The organism is Microbacterium sp. PRF11 (genome assembly GCF_031844085.1).
Taxonomy (GTDB): domain Bacteria; phylum Actinomycetota; class Actinomycetes; order Actinomycetales; family Microbacteriaceae; genus Microbacterium.
Genome location: NZ_JAUZUP010000001.1, coordinates 280,966 through 301,944 on the forward strand (window position 1 = coordinate 280,966; position 20,979 = coordinate 301,944).

22 protein-coding genes are annotated in these 20,979 nt (G+C 70.1%); 3 read left to right on the forward strand and 19 right to left on the reverse strand.

The annotated features are described in order from the left end of the window. Positions 1-31: 31 nt before the first annotated feature. From Q9R20_RS01385 to prmC, 16 genes are all read right to left on the reverse strand, one after another. Positions 32-805, reverse strand: a complete 774-nt coding sequence (locus Q9R20_RS01385) for a protein phosphatase 2C domain-containing protein (protein ID WP_311247660.1) — start codon at positions 803-805, stop codon at positions 32-34. 97 nt (positions 806-902) lie between these two features. Further along, positions 903-1,883 (reverse strand): aldo/keto reductase, encoded by a 981-nt coding sequence (locus tag Q9R20_RS01390; RefSeq protein WP_311247661.1) that lies wholly within the window; start codon positions 1,881-1,883, stop codon positions 903-905. Positions 1,884-1,947: 64 nt separating this feature from the next. Further along, positions 1,948-2,637, reverse strand: coding sequence for a DUF5684 domain-containing protein (locus Q9R20_RS01395; protein WP_311247662.1), 690 nt, complete (start codon positions 2,635-2,637; stop codon positions 1,948-1,950). Between the two features lie 116 nt (positions 2,638-2,753). Beyond that, on the reverse strand, positions 2,754-3,503 hold the full coding sequence (locus tag Q9R20_RS01400; RefSeq protein WP_311247663.1) for a peroxide stress protein YaaA: 750 nt from the start codon (positions 3,501-3,503) through the stop codon (positions 2,754-2,756). Between the two features lie 71 nt (positions 3,504-3,574). Beyond that, a complete protein-coding gene (locus tag Q9R20_RS01405; protein ID WP_295839108.1) occupies positions 3,575-3,835 on the reverse strand; it encodes a F0F1 ATP synthase subunit epsilon in 261 nt (86 codons plus the stop codon). 1 nt (position 3,836) lies between these two features. Beyond that, entirely contained in the window at positions 3,837-5,285 is a 1,449-nt protein-coding gene (gene atpD, locus Q9R20_RS01410; protein WP_311247664.1) for a F0F1 ATP synthase subunit beta, read from the reverse strand. A gap of 22 nt (positions 5,286-5,307) precedes the next feature. Next, positions 5,308-6,207 carry a F0F1 ATP synthase subunit gamma gene (locus Q9R20_RS01415; RefSeq protein WP_311247665.1) on the reverse strand — a complete coding sequence of 300 codons (900 nt, stop codon included), beginning with the start codon at positions 6,205-6,207 and terminating at the stop codon, positions 5,308-5,310. A gap of 25 nt (positions 6,208-6,232) precedes the next feature. Beyond that, a complete protein-coding gene (atpA, locus tag Q9R20_RS01420) occupies positions 6,233-7,864 on the reverse strand; it encodes a F0F1 ATP synthase subunit alpha (RefSeq protein WP_295839105.1) in 1,632 nt (543 codons plus the stop codon). Positions 7,865-7,925: 61 nt separating this feature from the next. Further along, positions 7,926-8,714, reverse strand: coding sequence for a F0F1 ATP synthase subunit delta (locus tag Q9R20_RS01425; RefSeq protein WP_311247666.1), 789 nt, complete (start codon positions 8,712-8,714; stop codon positions 7,926-7,928). Beyond that, entirely contained in the window at positions 8,714-9,271 is a 558-nt protein-coding gene (locus tag Q9R20_RS01430) for a F0F1 ATP synthase subunit B (protein ID WP_103210253.1), read from the reverse strand. The genes Q9R20_RS01425 and Q9R20_RS01430 overlap by 1 nt, the downstream gene beginning before the upstream one ends. Before the next feature lie 35 nt (positions 9,272-9,306). Next, positions 9,307-9,540 carry a F0F1 ATP synthase subunit C gene (atpE, locus tag Q9R20_RS01435; RefSeq protein ID WP_043360904.1) on the reverse strand — a complete coding sequence of 78 codons (234 nt, stop codon included), beginning with the start codon at positions 9,538-9,540 and terminating at the stop codon, positions 9,307-9,309. A gap of 44 nt (positions 9,541-9,584) precedes the next feature. Beyond that, positions 9,585-10,253 (reverse strand): F0F1 ATP synthase subunit A, encoded by a 669-nt coding sequence (gene atpB, locus Q9R20_RS01440; protein WP_396653662.1) that lies wholly within the window; start codon positions 10,251-10,253, stop codon positions 9,585-9,587. A 356-nt stretch (positions 10,254-10,609) separates the two neighbouring features. Further along, positions 10,610-11,098, reverse strand: a complete 489-nt coding sequence (locus Q9R20_RS01445; RefSeq protein WP_311247667.1) for a hypothetical protein — start codon at positions 11,096-11,098, stop codon at positions 10,610-10,612. Further along, the gene (locus Q9R20_RS01450) at positions 11,095-12,270 is read right to left on the reverse strand and encodes an MraY family glycosyltransferase (RefSeq protein ID WP_311247668.1); all 1,176 of its coding nucleotides are present in this window, start codon (positions 12,268-12,270) and stop codon (positions 11,095-11,097) included. The genes Q9R20_RS01445 and Q9R20_RS01450 overlap by 4 nt, the downstream gene beginning before the upstream one ends. Next, entirely contained in the window at positions 12,267-13,013 is a 747-nt protein-coding gene (locus Q9R20_RS01455) for an L-threonylcarbamoyladenylate synthase (protein WP_311247669.1), read from the reverse strand. The genes Q9R20_RS01450 and Q9R20_RS01455 overlap by 4 nt, the downstream gene beginning before the upstream one ends. A 39-nt stretch (positions 13,014-13,052) precedes the next feature. Next, positions 13,053-13,943 (reverse strand): peptide chain release factor N(5)-glutamine methyltransferase, encoded by an 891-nt coding sequence (gene prmC / locus Q9R20_RS01460; protein WP_311247670.1) that lies wholly within the window; start codon positions 13,941-13,943, stop codon positions 13,053-13,055. Between the two features lie 98 nt (positions 13,944-14,041). On the opposite strand from prmC, the gene cysK reads away from it, so the two are divergent. The 3 genes from cysK to Q9R20_RS01475 are packed head-to-tail and all read left to right on the forward strand — an operon-like array spanning position 14,042 to position 16,983. Beyond that, positions 14,042-14,980, forward strand: coding sequence for a cysteine synthase A (gene cysK, locus Q9R20_RS01465; protein ID WP_311247671.1), 939 nt, complete (start codon positions 14,042-14,044; stop codon positions 14,978-14,980). A 1-nt stretch (position 14,981) separates the two neighbouring features. Next, positions 14,982-15,551: a serine O-acetyltransferase EpsC gene (epsC, locus tag Q9R20_RS01470; protein ID WP_311247672.1), complete on the forward strand. Its 570-nt coding sequence runs from the start codon at positions 14,982-14,984 to the stop codon at positions 15,549-15,551. Between the two features lie 28 nt (positions 15,552-15,579). Next, positions 15,580-16,983 carry an amidase gene (locus tag Q9R20_RS01475; RefSeq protein WP_311247673.1) on the forward strand — a complete coding sequence of 468 codons (1,404 nt, stop codon included), beginning with the start codon at positions 15,580-15,582 and terminating at the stop codon, positions 16,981-16,983. Between the two features lie 59 nt (positions 16,984-17,042). On the opposite strand, the gene Q9R20_RS01480 is transcribed toward Q9R20_RS01475, so the two are convergent. From Q9R20_RS01480 to rho, 3 genes are read right to left on the reverse strand one after another with little or no spacing between them, the layout of a single operon-like run. Further along, complete coding sequence (locus tag Q9R20_RS01480) at positions 17,043-17,636, reverse strand: GrpB family protein (RefSeq protein ID WP_311247674.1); 594 nt, start codon at positions 17,634-17,636, stop codon at positions 17,043-17,045. Between the two features lie 9 nt (positions 17,637-17,645). After that, entirely contained in the window at positions 17,646-18,722 is a 1,077-nt protein-coding gene (gene prfA, locus Q9R20_RS01485; RefSeq protein ID WP_311247675.1) for a peptide chain release factor 1, read from the reverse strand. A 32-nt stretch (positions 18,723-18,754) separates the two neighbouring features. Then, positions 18,755-20,938, reverse strand: a complete 2,184-nt coding sequence (gene rho, locus Q9R20_RS01490; protein ID WP_311247676.1) for a transcription termination factor Rho — start codon at positions 20,936-20,938, stop codon at positions 18,755-18,757. Positions 20,939-20,979: the final 41 nt, after the last annotated feature.

The following is a 20,979-nucleotide window of genomic DNA, read 5'->3' on the forward strand; positions in this document are numbered from 1 at the left end:
ATCAGCGGCCCGCCGGGGTCAAGAGCGGGTCTCAGCCGGAATGGCGGGCGACGTCGAGTACCACGATGGTGATGTTGTCGCGGCCGCCGTTCTCGAGCGCCGCCGCCATCATGGCCGAAACGGCCGCGGCGGGATCACGATGAGCGTCGAGGAAGTGTCGGATGCCGAAATCGGTCAGCTCCTTCGTCAGCCCGTCGGAGCAGATGACGAAGCGGTCGCCGTCGACGACGTCGAGGCGGAGGTAGTCGGGCTTGACGCTGTCGCTCGGGCCGACGGCTCGGGTGATGACGTTGCCGTAGGGGTGGTTCTCGGCCTCTTCGGGGCTGAGCCGCCCGGCCGCGATGAGCTCCTGGACCACGGAGTGGTCGGTGGTGACCTGAACGATCTCGTCGTCGCGCAGCAGGTAGACGCGCGAGTCGCCGATGTTGAGGGTGACCCAGTGCGGCTCGTCGGTGTGGGTCTCGAGGTAGACGCCCGTGAGGGTCGTCCCCGTTCCCTCGTCGGTCGTCTCGGGGTGGGAGACGATGTCCTTGACCGCGCGCGAGAGGGCCTTCTCGATGTTCTTGGTCGAGACCGTGCCCCCGTCGACGACGGCGCGCAACCGATCGACCGTGCTCGCGCTCGCGATCTCGCCGCCCAGGTGGCCGCCCATCCCGTCGGCGACGACGAAGAGCGGATACTCAGCGAGGACGGCGTCCTGGTTGACCTCGCGGCGACGCCCCGTCTCGGTGCTCGCCGCCCACGACAGCTCGAGTGTGCCGCCCTCGAGCGGGACGCGGCGCGTGTGGGTGGTCACCTCGGGCACGAACGATCCTCCGGTTGGCCGACAGCTGAGCCGGCGGGAACGCACGGCCCTGTCATCCTAGTCGACGCCGGGCGCTCGGCCCGGGACGCGCCGCGCGTCATCCGGCCGCCGGATCGGCCGGTAGCGCCAGGATGCCGTCGAGCTCGGCGAGATCCGCCTCGTCCGGCGACCACGCGGTCGCCGCCGCCGCGTTCGCGCGCACCTGCTCCGCACTGGTCGCTCCGGCGATGACGCTGGAGACGAGCGGGTTCGCGAGGAACCAGCCGAAGGTCGCCTCGAGCATGGTGATCCCCCGCTCGTCGCAGAAGGACTGGTAGCGCTCGAGGGCGTCCCAGGGCGCGTCGCGCCACAGGTGGGGACGCTGGCGCATGATCCGGCTGCCGTCGGGTCCGCCCTCGCGCGTGAACTTGCCCGTGAGCAGGCCGTTGTGCAGCGGGAAGAAGGGCAGGAAGCCCAGACCGTAGCGCTGCGCCGCGGGCAGCACCTCGCGTTCGACGGCTCGCGCGAGCAGGCTGTACTGGTTCTGCGCCGAGACGAAACGCACCCCGTGCGCGGCGTGATCGGCCTCGCCGATCTGCCACCCCGCGAAATTGGAGTGGCCGATGTAGCGCACCTTGCCCTCGCGCACCAGATCCGAGAGCGCGTCCAGGGTCTCCTCGATCGGCGTGGACGGATCGGGGGTGTGCAGCTGGTACAGGTCGATCCAGTCGGTGCGCAGGCGCCGCAGGGAGTCCTCGACCGCTCGACGCACGTGCGCCCGCGACGCCTTCGCCCCTCCCGTCACGGCGGGGGCGAAGTCGGCGTGGCCGAACTTCGTGGCGAGCACGACGCGGTCGCGGCGACCCTGGAGCGCCTCGCCCATCAGCGTCTCCGACAGACCGAACTCGCGCCCGTAGATGTCGGCCGTGTCCAGGAAGGTCACGCCCGCGTCGATAGCGGCGTCGAGCACGTCACGGGTCCCCTCGAGCGTCTCGGTCGCGGTGCCGGCGCGGCCGAAGTTGTTGCAGCCGAGGCCGACGGCGGACACCCGCAGTCCGGAGCGGCCGACGGGACGGAGGGGAAGAGCAGCCGAGGTCATCCCCCCACGCTAACGCGGTGGAAACGGATGAGCTCCCCGCCGGGGCGGGGAGCTCATCGTCGGGTCAGACCTGCGGGCCGGCCGGCGGCGCCGGCGGCGGCGGGGTCGTGCCGCTCGCGGGAGGCGGGGCGTAGCCGCCCGCCGCGGGCGGCGGAGGCGTCGCCGAGCCGTAGCCGGGGGCGGGCGGAGTCGCTCCGCCGTAGCCGCCGTACCCGTTGCCGTTCGCACCGGAGACGGTCTGCCCGGGCTGGACCGGGATGCCGCTCCAGACCGTCTTGTCGGCGAGGAACGACGAGGCCCACGGGGCCGGGCGCACGTTCGGGTTCCAGGGGCTGTTACCGAAGGCCAGGATGCCGAGGAAGATCCAGATACCGAGGGGACCGAGGATGAACAGCAGCAGCAGCGGCCAGGGGCGGCCGAACTTCTCGGCGACGCGGTAGGCCGCCATGATCATGACCACCGTGAGGGCGAGACCGGTCAGGAAGTTCAGGATCGGGATGAAGCTCGCGACCACCAGAGCCAGGACCACCCACGGCGAGATGTCGCCGAGCTTGGCGAAGACGATGTAGTTGTAGATCGGCACCCACGCGCGCCACTTGCCCTGCACGCCGGCCTTGTCGAAGACCTTCATGAGGAGGAAGGCGCTGATGAGGTAGCCGATGATCGAGAACAGGAAGATGAACAGGTACGTCACGGCGACGAACGCCGCTTCGGCTCCGCTCGTCCCGTAGTCGTTGTAAGCGAGATGCATCATGTTGACGAGGTTCCTCTCGGACGGATTCGAGCGCCCAGCGCTCCACCGGCGGGCGTCTCCCGCGGACACATGCTAGCGAAGCTGGGTGTTCGCTGAAAGCAAGCTCGCCGAGAAAGTCACACGACGAGGGATACCTCTCCGGCCGCCTGCGGCCGGATGATCCACCCCTCACGGCCCGCCCACACGAGCAGGTCGTCGAGCGAGTCGACCTGGGCGCCCGAGGCGGCCAACGCCCGGGTGAGCGCGCCCTTCGCGTGTTTGTTGAAGTGGTTGAGCGCGCGCACCGCTCCCCCGTCGCCCTCCGTCACCACCCGCACGTAGACCGAGGGCACGCCCGCGGGCACCGGGCCCAGCGCGGCGTAGGCCTCCGAGCGCAGGTCGAGGACGAAGCCCGGGGCTGCACGCTCGAGGGCGTCCCGGGTCGCGTCGGCCCACACGCGCCGCAGTGCGGGCAGTCCGGGGACCGACGTGCCGGCGGCCAGACGGTACGCGGGGATGCCGTCGAGCGCACCGACCGGCCCGAACGGCGCCGAGTGGATCGCGACGTGACGACCGAGCCACGAGCGCGCCGACGCGTCGAGGGTCGCGGCATCCAGGGCATCGAAGAGCACCCCGGTGTACCTGTCGACGGCTGGCACGGTCGGGGAGGTCCGCAGCGCCGCATTGTCGGCGACCTCATGGCGACGCTTCGCGCCGAGCTTGAGCACGCGCGCGGCTTCGTCCTCATCTGCCGAGAGCGCGACGAGGGCGTCGATCACCGTCTCGCGCGGGGCGCGCAGCGCGGGCAGGAACAGCGCATCGAGATCGAGGGGCATCCCCTCGCCCCCGGGGCGCTTGGTCTCGGACGGGGGAAGCAGGACGAGCATGCGGACTCCGAAGAAAAAGCGACGCGCGGCGCCCGGCGGACCGGGCGACGCGCGTCAGCGATGAAGCGGCGTCAGGAGACGAGGGCGGCGTTTCCGGCGACGATCGTGAGTTCGTCGTTCGCCATCGACAGGAAGCCGTCCTCGGCGTTGGCGAGGATCTTCGAGCCGTCGGCGCGGGTGATGCGCACCTCGCCCTGGGCGAGGATCGCGAGCACCGGCTCATGCCCCTGCATGAAGCCGATCTCACCCTCGACGGTCTTGGCGACGACGAGCGAGGCCTCCCCCGTCCACACCTCGGCGTCTGCCGACACCAGGCTCACGCGCAACGACATGTCAGCCGTTCTCCTTCTGGATCTGCGCCCACTTGGCCTCGACGTCGGAGATACCGCCGACGTTGAAGAAGGCCTGCTCGGCCACGTGGTCGAAGTCGCCCTTGACGATGGCGTCGAACGACTCGATGGTCTCCTTGATCGGGACCGTGGAGCCCTCGACGCCGGTGAACTTCTTGGCCATGTAGGTGTTCTGCGAGAGGAACTGCTGGATGCGACGTGCACGCGACACGACGATCTTGTCCTCTTCGGAGAGCTCGTCGACACCGAGGATCGCGATGATCTCCTGCAGTTCCTTGTTCTTCTGCAGGATCTGCTTCACGCTGGTGGCCACGCGGTAGTGGTCGGCACCGATGTAGCGCGGGTCGAGGATGCGGCTCGTCGAGGTGAGCGGGTCGATGGCCGGGTACAGACCCTTGGACGCGATCTCACGCGAGAGCTCGGTCGTCGCGTCGAGGTGCGCGAAGGTCGTGGCCGGCGCCGGGTCGGTGTAGTCGTCGGCGGGGACGTAGATCGCCTGCAGCGAGGTGATCGAGTGACCGCGCGTCGAGGTGATGCGCTCCTGGAGCACGCCCATCTCGTCGGCGAGGTTCGGCTGGTAGCCCACGGCGGAGGGCATGCGGCCGAGCAGCGTCGAGACCTCGGAACCGGCCTGCGTGAAGCGGAAGATGTTGTCGATGAACAACAGCACATCCTGCTTCTGCACGTCGCGGAAGTACTCCGCCATCGTCAGCGCCGAGAGGGCGACGCGAAGACGCGTCCCCGGCGGCTCGTCCATCTGACCGAACACGAGGGCGGTCTTGTCGAAGACGCCCGCCTCTTCCATCTCGCCGATGAGGTCGTTGCCCTCACGGGTGCGCTCACCGACACCCGCGAACACCGACACACCACCGTGGTCCTGCGCGACGCGCTGGATCATCTCCTGGATGAGGACGGTCTTGCCGACGCCGGCACCACCGAAGAGGCCGATCTTTCCACCCTGCACGTAGGGGGTCAGGAGGTCGATCGACTTGATGCCGGTCTCGAACATCTCGGTCTTGGACTCGAGCTGGTCGAAGCTGGGCGCCTTGCGGTGGATGCCCCAGCGCTCGGTGACCTCGATGGTCTCGCCGGGAGCGGCGTTGAGCACCTCACCGGTGACGTCGAAGACCTTGCCCTTGGTGACGTCGCCGACGGGCACCGAGATGGGGCCGCCGGTGTCGCGCACCTCCTGACCGCGGACGATGCCGTCGGTCGGCTTGAGGGCGATGGCGCGCACGAGGTCGTCACCGAGGTGCTGGGCGACCTCGAGGGTGATCTCGGTCGACTGGTCGCCGATGGCGATCGTCGTCTTCAGCGCGTTGTAGATGTCGGGGATCGCGTCGTGCGGGAACTCGATGTCGACGACCGGGCCGGTGACGCGCGCGACGCGTCCGACGACGGCCGCGTCGGTCTTCTCGGCGGTGAGGCTCATGGCTTCTTCTCTCCTTGGGAACTTACTTGCCGGATGCCAGGGCATCGGCGCCGCCGACGATCTCGGCGATCTGCTGCGTGATCTCCGCCTGACGCGCGTTGTTGCGCAGACGGGTGTAGTCGGTGATGAGCTTGTCGGCGTTGTCGCTGGCCGACTTCATGGCCTTCTGGGTCGCGGCGTGCTTGGCGGCCGACGACTGCAGCAGGGCGTTGAAGATGCGGCTCTGGACGTACACCGGCAGGAGCGCGTCGAGAACGGTCTCGGCGTCCGGCTCGAACTCGTAGAGCGGGTAGACCTCGGCCTGCGCCGGGGCCTCGTCGGCCTCGAGCACCTCGAGCGGAAGCAGACGCACCGATTCGGGCGACTGCGTCATCATGCTGACGAAGCGGTTGTACACGAGGTGGATCTCGTCGACGCCCTCGTTCTCGCCACCGGCGCGGTACGCCTGGAGGACGGCATCCGAGATCTCCTCCGCAGTCGAGAACTGCGGGGTGTCGGTGTCGCCGACCCACTGCGCAGCGCTCGCCATGCGGCGGAACTGGAAGTAGCCGACGGCCTTGCGACCGACGAGGTAGAACACCACGTCCTTGCCCTGCGAGCGCAGGAGCTCGGCCAGCTCGAGACCCTCGCGGAGGATCTGCGAGTTGAACGCGCCGGCGAGGCCGCGGTCGGAGGTGAAGATGACCACGGCCGAACGGCGGATGTTCTCGCGCTCGGTCGTCAGCGGGTGATCGACGGAGGAGTGCGTGGCCACCGCGGAGACGGCGCTCGTGACGGCCCGCGCGAAGGGCGATGCCGCGCGCACACGCGCCATCGCCTTCTGGATGCGTGAGGCCGCGATGAGTTCCATCGCCTTCGTGATCTTCTTGGTCGTCTGAGCAGAGGAGATCTTCTGCTTGTAGACCCGCAGTTGTGCGCCCATGATTTACGTTCTCGTGTCGTCGCTGTCAGCGACGGCCCTTGACGATTCGCTCCTGGTTGACGTCTTCGGCCTCAGCGGCATCGACCTTCTCGGCGCCGACGACGCTCTGGTCCTTGCCGGGCTGGAACTCCTTGGCGAACGCGTCGATCTTCTGCTCGAGCTCGGCCAGCGTGTCGTCGCCGAGCACGTTGGTCTCGCGCAGCGTGTCGAGCACGGTCGAGTTGCGACGCAGGTAGTCCAGCAGCTCGCGCTCGAAGCGCAGCACGTCGGACACCTCGACGGTGTCGAGCTTGCCGTTCGTGCCGGCCCAGATCGAGACGACCTGCTCCTCAACGGGGTACGGCGAGTACTGCGGCTGCTTCAGCAGCTCGGTCAGGCGCGCACCGCGGGCGAGCTGGCGGCGCGAGGCGGCGTCGAGGTCGCTCGCGAACATCGCGAAAGCCTCGAGCGAGCGGTACTGGGCCAGCTCGAGCTTGAGCGTTCCGGAGACCTTCTTGATCGACTTGACCTGGGCGTCACCACCGACGCGCGACACCGAGATACCCACGTCGACCGCCGGACGCTGGTTGGCGTTGAAGAGGTCGGACTGCAGGAAGATCTGGCCGTCGGTGATCGAGATCACGTTGGTCGGGATGTACGCCGAGACGTCGTTGGCCTTGGTCTCGATGATGGGCAGACCCGTCATCGAACCGGCACCGAGCTCGTCGGAGAGCTTGGCGCAACGCTCCAGCAGACGCGAGTGCAGGTAGAAGACGTCACCGGGGTACGCCTCGCGGCCCGGCGGACGACGCAGCAGCAGCGACACCGCACGGTAGGCCTCGGCCTGCTTCGACAGGTCGTCGAAGATGATCAGGACGTGCTTGCCGCCGTACATCCAGTGCTGGCCGATGGCCGAACCGGTGTAGGGCGCCAGGTACTTGAAGCCGGCGGGGTCGGAGGCGGGGGCCGCGACGATGGTGGTGTACTCCATCGCACCGGCGTCCTCGAGCGCGCCCTTCACCGAGGCGATGGTCGAGCCCTTCTGGCCGATGGCGACGTAGATGCAGCGGACCTGCTTGTTGACGTCGCCCGACTCCCAGTTGGACTTCTGGTTGATGATCGTGTCGATCGCGATGGCCGTCTTACCGGTCTGGCGGTCGCCGATGATGAGCTGACGCTGGCCGCGGCCGACGGGGATCATGGCGTCGATGGCCTTGATGCCGGTCTGAAGGGGCTCGTGCACGCTCTTGCGCTGCATGACGCCGGGCGCCTGGAGCTCGAGCGCGCGGCGCCCCTCGGTCGCGATCTCGCCGAGACCGTCGATCGGGTTGCCGAGCGGGTCGACGACGCGACCCAGGTAGCCGTCGCCCACGCCGACCGAGAGGACCTCGCCGGTACGCGTGACGCTCTGGCCCTCTTCGATGCCGGCGAAGTCGCCGAGCACGACGACGCCGACCTCGTTCTCGTCGAGGTTCTGAGCGAGGCCCAGCGTGCCGTCCGCGAAGCGGATGAGCTCGTTGGCCATGACGCCCGGAAGGCCCTCGACGTGCGCGATGCCGTCGGCCGCGTCGACGACGGCGCCGACCTCGGTCGCCGCGGCGCCGGTGGGCTCGTAGGCGTTGACGAAGTCCTTCAGCGCGTCACGAATGACGTCGGGGCTGATAGAGAGATCTGCCATTGTCTTCCTTCGTTCGTGGGGCACTCGGCCCCCAGATCCACGCCCACTCGGGCGGAAAGTCTTAGCCTGCGATCCGCTGGCGGAGGTCGGCGAGGCGTGCGGACACGCTCGCGTCGATGACGTCGTCCGCGACCTGCACGCGCAGACCGCCGACCACCGTCGGGTCGATCACGGTGTTCAGCGTGACCGCCGAACCGTAACGTGCGCTGAGAGCGTTCTGCAGACGCGTCTGCTGCTCGGCGCTCAGGGGCGCGGCGGCGGAGACGGTCGCCACGATGCGCGCACGCTGGTCGGCGACGATGCTCTCGGCGCGACGCAGCAGGGCTCGGACGCGGCGACCGCGGGCGTTCTGCACGAGCGACGAGACGATCAGCGTCGTCCCGGCGCTGACACGACCGTCGAGCAGGGTCGACACGAGCGAGCCCTTCGCCGACGCGTCGCCGAGACGACCGCCGAGGGCGAGTTCGAGCTCGCCGTTGGCGGCGACCGTGCGCGAGAACGAGAACAGCTCGGGCTCGATGTCGTTGGTCTCGGCGACCGCGGTGGCGCGCACCGCCAGCTCTTCCAGACCCTCGACGAATTCGGCCGAGCTCGACCAGCGCTGCTGCGCGGCGCTGGTGAGCAGGGCCACCGTGGCGGGACGGTACGACGAGCCGAAGACGCCCGACACCAGGGCCGCGCGAGCGGCGGCCGGCGCCGAGGAGTCGGACAGCGCGCCGCTCAGCTGCGCCGATCCGCTCACGGCACCGACGGCCGCGAACAGCTCGCGAGCGACGTCGAGATCGACACCCGACGTGGAGGCCAGGGCCTCCGACGTCGCGGTCCGCGCCTGAGTGGTCGCGCTGCCCATTACTTGGCCGCCTTCTCGGAGGCCTCGAGCTCGGCGAGGAAGCGGTCGACCACGGCGTTGGCGCGCGCGTCGTCGGACAGGGTCTCCCCGATCACGTTGCCGGCGAGGTCGACCGCGAGGGTACCGACCTCGGAACGCAGCTGCACGAGGGTCGCCTGACGCTCGGCCTCGATCTGCGCGTGCGCAGAAGCGGTGATGCGTGCGGCGTCGGCGGCAGCGGTCTCGCGGGCCTCGGCGACGATCTTGCGACCGTCCTGCGTAGCGGATTCGCGGATCTCACCGGCTTCGCGGCGCGCCTCGGCGAGCTGCGCGGTGTACTGCTCGAGGGCGGCCTCGGCCTGGCGCTGGGCCTCGTCGGCCTTCGCGATGTTGCCCTCGATGGCAGCACTGCGCTCGTCGAGCAGCTTCGCCATGCGCGGCAGAGCGACGCGCCACACCACGAAGATGATGACGACGAAGCACACCGCCGACCAGATGATGTCGTAGACCGCGGGAAGCAGCGGGTTGTGCGCTTCCCCCGCGGGCTCCGCGGCGAGAGTGACAAGAGCGTTCAGCATCCTGTCTCCTTACAGTGAATCGAGAGCGGCCGGGATCAGGTGAAGATGAAGCCGGTCGCGATACCGATGAAGGCGAGCGCCTCGGTGAAGGCGATACCGATGAACATCAGGACCTGCAGGCGGCCCGCGAGCTCGGGCTGACGGGCGACACCCTCGATCGTCTTGCCGACGACGATGCCCACGCCGATGGCGGGGCCGATCGCGGCGAGGCCGTAGCCGATCGTGGCGACGTTACCGGTGACCTGGGCGAGAACCGTAGTTGCGTCCACGGGTTTTTTCCTTTCGTTGGGTGGCTCGGCGTGCGCCGGGCCGCTCAGTGCTCTTCTGCGACCGCGAGCTGGATGTAGACCGCGGTGAGGATCGCGAAGACGTACGCCTGGAGGAAGGCGACGAAGATTTCGAACAGGGTGAAGGCGAAGCCGAAGGCCAGGGAGCCGGCGCCGAGCGCCGTCCACCATCCGCTGAGGTCGACGACGAAGAACTGCGTCGCAGCGAAGAACAGCACGAGCATGAGGTGGCCGACGACCATGTTCATCAGCAGACGCAGCGTCAGGGTGACGGGGCGGATGATGAAGGTCGAGAGGAACTCGAGCGGGATGATGAGGATGTAGAGGAACCAGGGCAGCCCGGGAGGCATGAGCGAGTTGCGGAAGAACCCGCTGGGGCTCTTCTTGATGCCCGCGTAGATGAACGTGACGTAGGCAACGATCGCGAGCAGCATCGGAACCGCGATGACGCTGGTGCCGGCGATGTTCAGGAACGGGATGACGCCCGTGATGTTCATGAACAGCACCATGAAGAAGATCGTGGTGAGGATCGGAAGGAAGCGCTTGCCGTCCTTGCGGCCCAAAATGTCTTCCGCGATGTTGACGCGGACGAAGTCCAGGCCCATCTCGACGACGCTCTGGAACCGACCGGGAACCACGGTCATCCGACGGGTGCCGACGATGAGGAGCGTGACCAGGACCGCCGTCGCGAGCATCTGGATGAGGTTGATTCGCGTGATCGCGAAGATCGTGCCCTCGAACAGCACCGCGTCGGGGAAGAACTCCGAGATGGAGGGCGGGTGGAATTCCGCACCCGCAGACGCGAAGTTCGTGATCAGGGTCGCAGCTTGAGTAGTCAGCGCTGGCTCCAGCTTCGGGGCATCGGTGTGAACCGTTGCGACGATGGTCGGTGATGGTACCCGAAGTGCGAACCTGGAGAAGAGTTCCCATCGCGGGCGGGTACTTATGCCACCCTATCAAACTCCCGGCGGATGCATGCGTCCGGAGGGCGGATCGTCTCGCCCCCGGAGTATCGTGCGGCGGGCGCCGATCGGGTGGGTTATGGGCGGGATCAGGACCGGCGGTCGCCGGCATCCGGGTCGGTGGGGAGGCTGACGTCGCTGACGCTGGGGATGCGCATGCGCAGCAGGACGACGACATCCACGGCGAGCGAAGCCACCACGCTCACCACCAGCGCGATGTAGAAGACCATCGGGTCGACCCAGTCCTGGCCGCGCAGGATCACGATCGCGATGATGAAGAGCACGAGCTTGAGCAGCCAGCCCCCCAGCACGATGCCGAAGAAGATCGGCACGTAGAGCGGGTCGCCGAACCAGCGGTTGGCGATGAGGATGCTCGCGGCGGTCACGGCGAGGAAGATCGCGCTGACGGCCACGCCCGCGAGGGCGCTGCCGAGGCCCCCCGCTCCCCCGACCAGGAAGCCGACGAGTCCGCCGACGACGAGCAGGACGAGGGTGACGACACCGCCCCACGTGAGCGCCGTGCGCAGCACCGGCGTGCTCGAGAGGGCGCGGCGGGGGGCGGGGGTGATGCTGCTCATGAGGGGGACTCCGGTCGGGTCGGGCGGACGCGGCGGGACAACCGCCGCAGGCGGTGCGAGGAGGGCAGGAGGGTGAGCACGACGCACGCCGCGACGCCGACGAGGCCGAACGCGATGCCGATCGCGTAATCGCCGGGCCAGCTCTGCTGCGTGCCGATGTACATCAGCAGGAACGCCAGGCTCACCACGGCGGTCCAACTGTAGAAGATGAGGACCGCGTCGCGGTCGCTGTGCCCCATGTCGAGCATGCGGTGGTGCAGGTGCTTGCGGTCGGGCGAGAACGGGGAGCGCCCGGCCCACTGACGTCGCGCGACGGCCAGGCCGAAATCGAGCAGCGGGAGCAGCACGATGACGACCGGCAGCAGGATCGGGATGAAGGCACCGAGCAGCTGGGAACGCCCGATCTTCTCGGGATCGAGCACGGCGGGATCGAGTTGTCCGGTGATCGCCACCGCGGAGCTGGCCATCAACAGGCCGAGCATGAGAGCGCCGGCGTCGCCCATGAAGAGCTTGGCGGGGGTCCAGTTCATCGGGAGGAATCCGAGGCAGGCCCCCACCAGCACCGCCGCGATGAAGGAGGCGAGGTTGAAGTACGTGCTCGCACCGGTGTCGCGCACGAGGAGGTAGGAGTACGCGAAGAAGACGCCGTTCGCGATGAGGCAGACGCCCGCGACCAGCCCGTTCAGGCCGTCGATGAAGTTGACGGCGTTCATGACCACGACCAGAGCGAACACGGTGAGCAGGAAGCTCACCCAGCTCGAGCCCACGGTCAGCGCGCCGATCGGAAGTGACAGGATCTGCAGCTGCCCGAACCACGCGATGACGCCGGCGGCGACGAACTGCGCGCCCAGCTTGATCATCCAGTCGAGGTCCCAGAGATCGTCGGCCACACCGACGAGCACGATGAGCAGCACCGCACCCAGGAGGGACAGCACCGGGACCGGATCGACCCAAAAGATCGAGAAGTAGGGGTTGCGGCTCGACAGCGCGAACGCCGCCAGGACGCCCAGGAACATCGCCACGCCGCCCAGCCGCGGCGTCGGCGTCTTGTGCACGTCCCGGTCGCGGATGCCGGGATACAGCTTGAACCGCAGTGCGAGCTTCCACACCACCCACGACAGCGCGAGGGTCACCGCGGCCGTGAAGAGGATGGTGAGGAGGTACTGGGTCACGGACCGGGGGCCTCGGCATCCGGGGCCGCGTCGGTCGACGCCGCGGCGGTGAGGGGGTCCGCGTCGGTCTCCTCGACGGGATCGGGCTCGAGCAGGTCGCCGAGCACGGCGCGCAGGCGCTCGCGCGAGATCGCACCCTCGCGCAGGACCCGGACGATCGGTTCGGCCCCGCCGACGAGTGTCGTGGCGTCGATGATGGTAGAGGCGATGCCGGTCTCGCTGGCGCCGGCGTCGAGATACGCCGCGACGCTGTCGCCGAGCATGTCGCGCGCGGAATCGATGTCGACGGCGGCGGGCCGGCCGGTGAGGTTGGCGCTCGACACCGCGAGCGGACCGGTCTCCTCCAGCAGCTCGAGGGTGAGCTTCTGGGCAGGCATGCGCACCGCCACCGTGCCGTGGGTGTCGCCCAGGTCCCACGACAGCGACGGCTGAGCGGGGAGGACGATGGTCAGGCCACCGGGCCAGAATTCGCGCACGAGGTCGTCGACCGCGGGCGGCACCTCGGCCACGAGCGCGCGGAGCGTCCCGACACCGGGCACGAGCACGGGCGGCGGCTGCTGGCGGCCGCGTCCCTTCGCCTCGAGGAGCCCCGCGACGGCGCGCGCGTTGAACGCGTCGGCGGCGATTCCGTAGACGGTATCGGTGGGGAGCACGACGAGTTCGCCGCGGCCGATCGCCTGACGCGCGTGGCGCATTCCGGACAGCAGCTGCGACTCGTCACGGCAGTCGTATACGGGTGACATGTCGCGCGCCAGTCTAGTCGCGCCCCGCCCCGCGGACGATCAGGGCCGCACGGCGGTCGTGGCCCGGTCGCGCGTGGTCAGGTCGGGGTGGGTCGCCGCCGAGCGCCATCCGTCGGCGGTGAGGATGTCGCGGATCGCCTCGCCCTGCCACTCCCCGTGCTCGATGACGATCGCGCCGCCGGGGTGTGCCAGGCGCAGTCCCACCCGACTGAGCTGACGGACCGCGTCCAATCCGTCCGGCCCGCCGTACAGCGCCGCCGGCGGATCGAACAGCCGCACCTCCGGGTCGCGCGGGATGGCGTCGTCGGGGACGTAGGGGGGATTAGATGCCACGACCGAGACGGTCCCGTCGAGCTCGGGGAAGGCTTCGGCGAGGTCGATGAACGCCAGCGTCACGTTCTCGGCTCCGAGCCGCGCGACGTTCTGCTTCGTCCAGACGAAGGCGTCGACGGAGTTCTCGGCGGCGAAGACGCGCGCGTTCGGCACCTCGGTCGCCATCGCGAGGGCGATCGCGCCGCTGCCGGTGCCGAGATCCACGGCGATCGGAGCCTCGGATGCCACGGCGCGCAGCGCGTCGATGGCCAGCTGAGCAACCATCTCGGTCTCGGGACGCGGGACGAAGACACCGGGGCCGACCGCGAGCTCCATCGAGCGGAACGGTGCGAGGCCCGTCAGATGCTGCAGCGGCTCGCGGGCGCAGCGGCGGTCCACGAGAGCCGCGAAGGACGACGCGAGCGCATCGGGAAACCCGTCGCCGCGGATCGCCGCGGCCTGCACTCCCCCGCGCGACGTGTCGAGCACGTGGGCGACGAGGAGCTCGGCATCCACCTGCGGGTCGGGGATCCCGGCGGCGGACAAGCGCGCGACGGTGTCGCGGACGACGTCGGCGACGCGGAGGGCGGCGGGCGGGGGCGAGGACGTCTCGGGCATGTCGGGACCCCAGCCTAGTAGCGCAGCGTCACACAAGAACCGGCGTCGGAGGCCTCGCCTAGGCTGGTCGCGTTCTGATCGACGGCGAAAGGCGCTCCATGCCCGGCATTCACTCCGACATCACCTCCGCATTCGGCGACACCCCCCTGGTGCGGCTCAACCGCGTCGCCGAGGGCACCGAGGCGCAGATCCTGTTGAAGCTGGAGTTCTACAACCCGGCCTCGAGCGTCAAGGACCGCCTCGGCATCGCGATCGTCGACGCCGCCGAGGCCTCGGGAGAGCTCAAGCCGGGCGGCACGATCGTGGAGTCCACGAGCGGCAACACCGGCATCGCCCTGGCCATGGTCGGTGCGGCGCGCGGGTACAAGGTCATCCTGACCATGCCGGCCTCGATGTCGAAGGAGCGCCGCGTCCTGCTCAAGGCGTTCGGCGCCGAACTCGTCCTCACCGACCCCACCAAGGGCATGTCGCACGCGGTCGACGAGGCCAAGCGCATCGTCGCCGAGACGCCGGGCGCCGTTTGGGCGCGCCAGTTCGAGAACGAGGCCAACCCGGCCATCCACCGCAAGACCACCGCGGAGGAGATCCTGCGCGACACCGACGGCAAGGTCGACTACTTCGTCGCCGGCATCGGCACGGGCGGCACCATCACCGGTGTCGGCCAGGTGCTGAAGGAGCGCGTCCCCGGCGTGAAGGTGGTCGCCGTCGAGCCCGCCGACTCCCCGATCCTCACCAAGGGCCACCCCGGGCCGCACAAGATCCAGGGCATCGGCCCGAACTTCGTGCCCGCGATCCTCGACCGCGACATCCTCGACGAGGTCATCGACGTCGAGTTCGACGACGCCATCCGCCTGGCGCGCGAGACGGCCGCGAAAGACGGCATCCTCGTGGGCATGTCCTCGGGCGCGGCGATCTGGGCCGCCCTCGAGGTCGCCCGCCGCCCCGAGGCCGCGGGCAAGAACATCGTCGTGATCATCCCCTCCTACGGCGAGCGGTACCTCTCCACGGCGCTCTACGAGCACCTGCGCGAAGACTGACGTGGGGGCCCTCTCGCGCATCCGTGAGGACATCGAGGCCGCGAAGCTCCGCGATCCCGCGGCGCGCGGCGGTCTCGAGATCGCACTGCTGTACCCGGGGCTGCACGCGGTGTGGTCGTACCGGGTGGCGAACCGCCTGTGGCATCGTGGGCTGCGCTTCCCCGCGCGCGCGCTGTCGCAGGTGACGCGATGGCTCACGGGCGTCGAGATCCACCCCGGCGCGACGATCGGCCGTCGCTTCTTCATCGACCACGGCATGGGTGTCGTGGTCGGTGAGACGGCCGAGGTCGGCGACGACGTCATGCTCTACCACGGTGTGACGCTCGGCGGTCGTCAGCGCGAGGGCGGCAAACGCCACCCGACGCTGCACGACGGCGTCGCGGTGGGTGCGGGAGCCAAGATCCTCGGTCCCATCACGCTCGGGGCGCGCTCGGTGGTCGGCGCGAACGCCGTGGTCACGAGGGACGCGCCGGCCGACAGCGTCCTGGTCGGGGTGCCGGCCAAGGCCCGCACGCGACGCAGCGGTGACGACACCCGCGCCCTGCTGACCACGCCCGAGTACTGGATCTGACGAGGCGGAGCACCTCTAGGCTCGAACGATGACCCGGCTGCACGACCTCTCGCTCGCGGCGCAGGTCGAGGGCCTGCGCGCCGGCGACCTCTCCCCCGCCGAGCTCACCGCACATTACCTCGCGCGCATCGGGCGCTTCGCGGATCTCGGCGCATTCGCCGAGGTGACCCCGGATGCCGCGCGCCGCCGCGCGGCCGAGATCACCGTCGGAAGCGAGCGGGGTCCGTTGTGGGGAGTACCCCTCGCCGACAAGGACCTGGTGGCCCGGGCGGGGGTGCCGACGCGGTACGGCTCGCGCTCGCGCGCCGCCCACGTGCCCGCGGCATCCGACCCCCTCGCCGCGGCCTTGGACACCGCCGGAGCGGTGAACCTCGGCAAGACGAGCACCTCGGAGTTCGGGCTGACCGGGTTCACGGAGCCGCGGATCCACGCCCCGGCCCGCGACCCCTGGCGCCCGGCAGCCGGAGCAGGCGGGTCGAGCGGAGGCGCCGCGGTGGCGGTCGCGGCGGGACTGCTGCCCGCTGCGGTGGGTTCCGACGGCGGCGGGTCGATCCGCATCCCCTCCTCCACCGTCGGCGTGGTGGGGCTCAAGCCCTCGCGCGGGCGGCTGCCGATCGGATCGGGCTTCGACTCCCCCGACGGCCTGTCGGTGACGGGGCCGATCGCGCGCTCGGCGGAGGACGCTGGACTCCTGCTCGACGCGCTCGTCGGCATCGCCCCGTTCCGTTACGCGACGGCCGCCCCGGGCGGAGGGCCCTTCGTCGACGCGGCGCGGCGAGAGCCGGGTGCCCTCCGCATCGGCGTCACGACGGTGTCGCCGTGGGACGACGAGGAGGACATCCGCCTCCACGCCGACGCACGAGCCGCCTTCGACACGGCGGCCGCCTGGCTCTCCGACGCGGGTCACGCGGTGACGGATGCCGAGTGGCATCCGGTCGGCTACGCGTCGCTCTTCCACGTGCTCTGGCGCGCGAGCGCCGCGCGGATCCCCCTCACGGCGGCCGACATGGAGTTCGTCGAGCCGTTGACCGCCTGGCTCGTGCAGGAAGGACGCCGGTTGAGCGCCCTCGAGTTGCTGGACGGACTCACCGCCGCACGGGCGTTCGAGCGTCGGACGATCGCGGATTTCTCGGCCTTCGATGCCGTCCTGATGCCCGCTCTCGCGCAAGTGCCGCAGCCCGTGGGCGCCTACGCGGGCCACAGCCCGGAGCGCACCTTCGCGATGCAGGTCGAGTACGCGCCGTACTCCAGCTTCGTCAACGTCGCAGGCCTGCCCGCCCTGACCCTGCCGGTGACCGCCGATGCCACCGGCCACCCGGTCTCGGTGCAGATGGTCGGACGCCCCGGCGGAGAAGCCGCGCTGCTCTCGCTCGCCGCGCAGCTCGAATCCCGCCGCGGACCGCTCCCCCACCCGCCCGCATGGGACGACTGAACACGGAGACCCGTTCGGACTGTTCCGGCGACGCCCACGGCGCGGGATGAGCGCCGAGGTCAGGGCAGGAAGCCCGCCGCGGCGAAGGCCCGCGCGTAGATCTCGCGGATCACGCCCTGCTTGCGGGCGTTGTACTCGCTCATCAGGCCGTCGGCCGCCACGGCGCGTTTGATCGCCGCGTAGCGTTCGCGGTCCGCGCCGTCGATCCGCAGCCAGTCGCGGAAGAGCCGGTGACGAGCCGCCTCGGGACTGTCGGGCGGCCAGACGTGGAGGTTCGCGGCGGGGGCGGCCGACACCAGGCACCGGTGCCCGAGCCACCACGGCTCGCGGACGCGCAGCATGAATCCGAGGGCTTCGAGGTGCGGGACGTAGGCGTCCTCGTCGTCGGTGTCGGCGACGGTGAGGTCGATGTCGATCACCGGCTTCGCCGCGAGACCGGGCACCGACGTCGAGCCGACGTGCTCCACGGCCAGGGCCCGCTCGCCGAGCGCGCCGACGATCGCGGACCGGAAGGAGGCGAAGATGTCGGGCCAGGCGGCATCCGGTTCGACGATCTCGATGTGCCGCACCTGCTCGGGGGCACCGACCCACGGGGAGCATCCCGGGGGCGGCGGGGTGTCGTCGAAGGCGATGATCTGGGCGGCGGTGAGCACCACCCGATCCTAGGAGTCCGCGAGCGCCGCCAGCCGTGCCTCTTCGTCGGCGGCGATCGCCGACTCGATGATCGGGCCGAGGGCACCGTCCATGACCTGGTCGAGGTTGTAGGCCTTGTACCCGGTGCGGTGGTCGGCGATGCGGTTCTCGGGGAAGTTGTAGGTGCGGATGCGCTCGGAGCGGTCCATGCCGCGGATCTGCGACCGCCGCGCATCGGCGGCGACGGCGTCGCGCTCCTCCTGCTGCTTGGCGAGCAGGCGCGCGCGCAGCACGCGCATACCGGCCTCGCGGTTCTGCAGCTGCGACTTCTCGTTCTGCATCGACACCACGATCCCCGTGGGCACGTGGGTGATGCGCACGGCCGAGTCCGTGGTGTTGACGGACTGCCCGCCCGGGCCCGATGAGCGGAACACGTCGATCTTCAGGTCATTCGGGTCGATCGCGACCTCTTCGGGCTCGTCGACCTCGGGGAACACGAGCACACCCGTGGTCGAGGTGTGGATGCGCCCCTGGGACTCGGTCGCGGGCACCCGCTGCACGCGGTGCACGCCGCCCTCGTACTTCAGGTGCGCCCACACGCCCTGGGCCGGGTCGCTGGAGGAGCCCTTGATCGCGACCTGGACGTCTTTGTAGCCGCCGAGGTCGGACTCGGTGCGCTCGAGCAGTTCGGTCTTCCAGCCCATCGACGCCGCGTACTGCAGGTACATGCGCAGCAGGTCGGCAGCGAACAGGGCGCTCTCGGCCCCGCCCTCGCCGCCCTTGATCTCCATGATCACGTCGCGGGCGTCATCGGGGTCGCGCGGGATGAGCAGGCGCCGCAGACGCTCCTGCGTCTCGGCGACCCGCTCCTCCAACGCCGGCACCTCGTCGGCGAACGCCGCGTCTTCTTTCGCGAGCTCGCGGGCGGCATCCAGATCATCGGATGCCGAGACCCAGGCGTCATGCGCCGCGACGATGCGCGACAGCTCGGCGTAGCGCCGGTTGACGCGCTTGGCCCGCGCAGCGTCGGCGTGCACGGCCGGGTCGGAGAGCTCCTCCTGGACGGCTTTGTGCTCGTCGAGGAGCCCCCGGACCGACTCGAACATCGCAGGCACCGACATCGCGTCTGCGCCCCGGGTCAGCGGATGCTGTTGTCGTCACCGCCGCGCGCGGGCGCCGGGATCGACTTCTGCATCTGCACGAGGAACTCGACGTTCGACTGCGTCTCCTTGAGCTTGCCGAGCACGACCTCGAGGGCCTGCTGGGGCTCGAGACCGGCCAGCGCACGGCGGAGCTTCCAGGTGATCTTGACCTCGTCGTTCGACAGCAGCATCTCTTCGCGACGCGTGCTCGACGCGTTGACGTCGACGGCGGGGAAGATGCGCTTGTCGGCAAGCTGACGGTTCAGGCGCAGCTCGCTGTTGCCGGTGCCCTTGAACTCCTCGAAGATCACGTCGTCCATCTTCGACCCGGTCTCGACGAGGGCGGTGGCCAGGATCGTGAGCGATCCGCCGTTCTCGATGTTGCGCGCGGCGCCGAAGAAGCGCTTGGGCGGGTACAGCGCCGAGGCGTCGACACCACCGCTGAGCACGCGTCCCGAGGTGGGCGCGGCGAGGTTGTATGCGCGGCCGAGGCGGGTGATCGAGTCGAGCAGCACGACGACGTCGCGACCGAGCTCCACGAGACGCTTGGCGCGCTCGATCGCGAGCTCGGCGACGGTGGTGTGGTCCTCGGCCGGGCGGTCGAACGTCGAGGCGATGACCTCTCCGCGGACCGTGCGCTGCATGTCGGTGACCTCTTCGGGGCGCTCGTCGACGAGCACGACCATGAGGTGGACCTCGGGGTTGTTCGTGGCGATCGCGTTGGCGATCTGCTGCAGCACGATCGTCTTGCCGGCCTTCGGGGGCGCGACGATCAGACCGCGCTGGCCCTTGCCGACGGGGGCGACCAGGTCGATGATGCGCTGCGTCAGCTTCTCGGGGCCGGTCTCCAGGCGCAGGCGCTCCTGGGGGTACAGCGGCGTGAGGTTGGTGAACTCGACGCGAGCGGCGGCGTCGTCGACCGACAGGCCGTTGATCGAGTCGACCTGCACGAGCGCGTTGTACTTCTGACGCCCCTGCTGCTCGCCCTCACGGGGCTGCTTGATGGCACCGACGACCGCGTCGCCCTTGCGCAGGTTGTACTTTTTGACCTGGCCGAGCGAGACGTAGACGTCGCTCGGGCCGGGCAGGTAGCCGGTGGTGCGCACGAATGCGTAGTTGTCGAGCACGTCGAGGACACCCGCGATCGGGACGAGGACGTCGTCTTCGCCGATCTCGGTCTCGAACTCGTCGCCCGTGCTGTTCTGGCCGCGGCGCTTGTTGCGCTGGCGGTTACGGCTGTTCGCCGGGCCCTGCTGCTGCTGCGCCTGCTGACCGTTCTGCGCGTTGTCGCGCTGGCCGTTCTCGCGCTGAGCGTTCTCGCGCTGCCCGTTCTGCGGCGCCGCCTCGGCCTCCTCGGCGGGGGCGGCCTCGGTCTTCTCGGCGGCGTCGGCCTTGTTGCGGTTGCGATTGCGCGACCGGCTGCGGCCGCGGCCGCGCGACGGGGTCTCGTCGCTCTGCTCCGCCTGCTCTGCGGCGGGGGCCTCGGATGCCGTCGCCTCGGCCGCCTCGTCGGCGGGAGCGTCGGATGCCGCGGGCGCCTCGTCGGCGGTGGGGGCGGCCTCGTCGACGCTCGGCGTCTCGGCGGCGGCCTCGGCGTCGGCGGCCACGTCGGCCGCGGTGGTGACGGGGGTGGTCGCGTCGTCGTCGGCGACGACCGCGGTGTCGGCCGCAGCGGCCTCCTCGGCGGCAGCGGCCTCGGCGGCAGCGGCCTCGGCGGCGGCCTTCTCTTCAGCCGTGGGGCTCTTGGCGCGGCGGGGGGCGCGCTTGCGCGGGGCGCGAGCGGGCTTCTCGGGCGCGGCCTCCTCGGCGGGTGCCTCCGCAGCGGCGGCGGCCGGGACCTCCGCGGTGTCGGCGGCCGGCGCCTCGGGCTCGGTCGCGGGAGCCTCGGCGGCGGGCACCTCGGGCTCGGCGGCCGCTTCGGGCTCGGCGGCCGCTTCGGGCTCGGCGGGCGCCTCGGCCGCGGGGGCCTCCGCGGCCTCGCCGGCGGCAAGGGCGTCGTCGGTGAACAGCGCCTCCGGCTGCTCGGCGGCGGCCTCCTCGGCATCCGGGGCGGCGGCGCCCTCGGTCTGTGCCGCGTCGGTCGCGTCGGCGCCCTCGGGGGCGGCCGTCGGCTGCTCGTCGACGGGGGTCTCGACACCCTCGGGCGCGTCGACGGGCTGGGTCTCGGAGATGGACTCCACGAGTGCTCCTCAGAAAATGAAACGTGATCAGATCGCGCGTC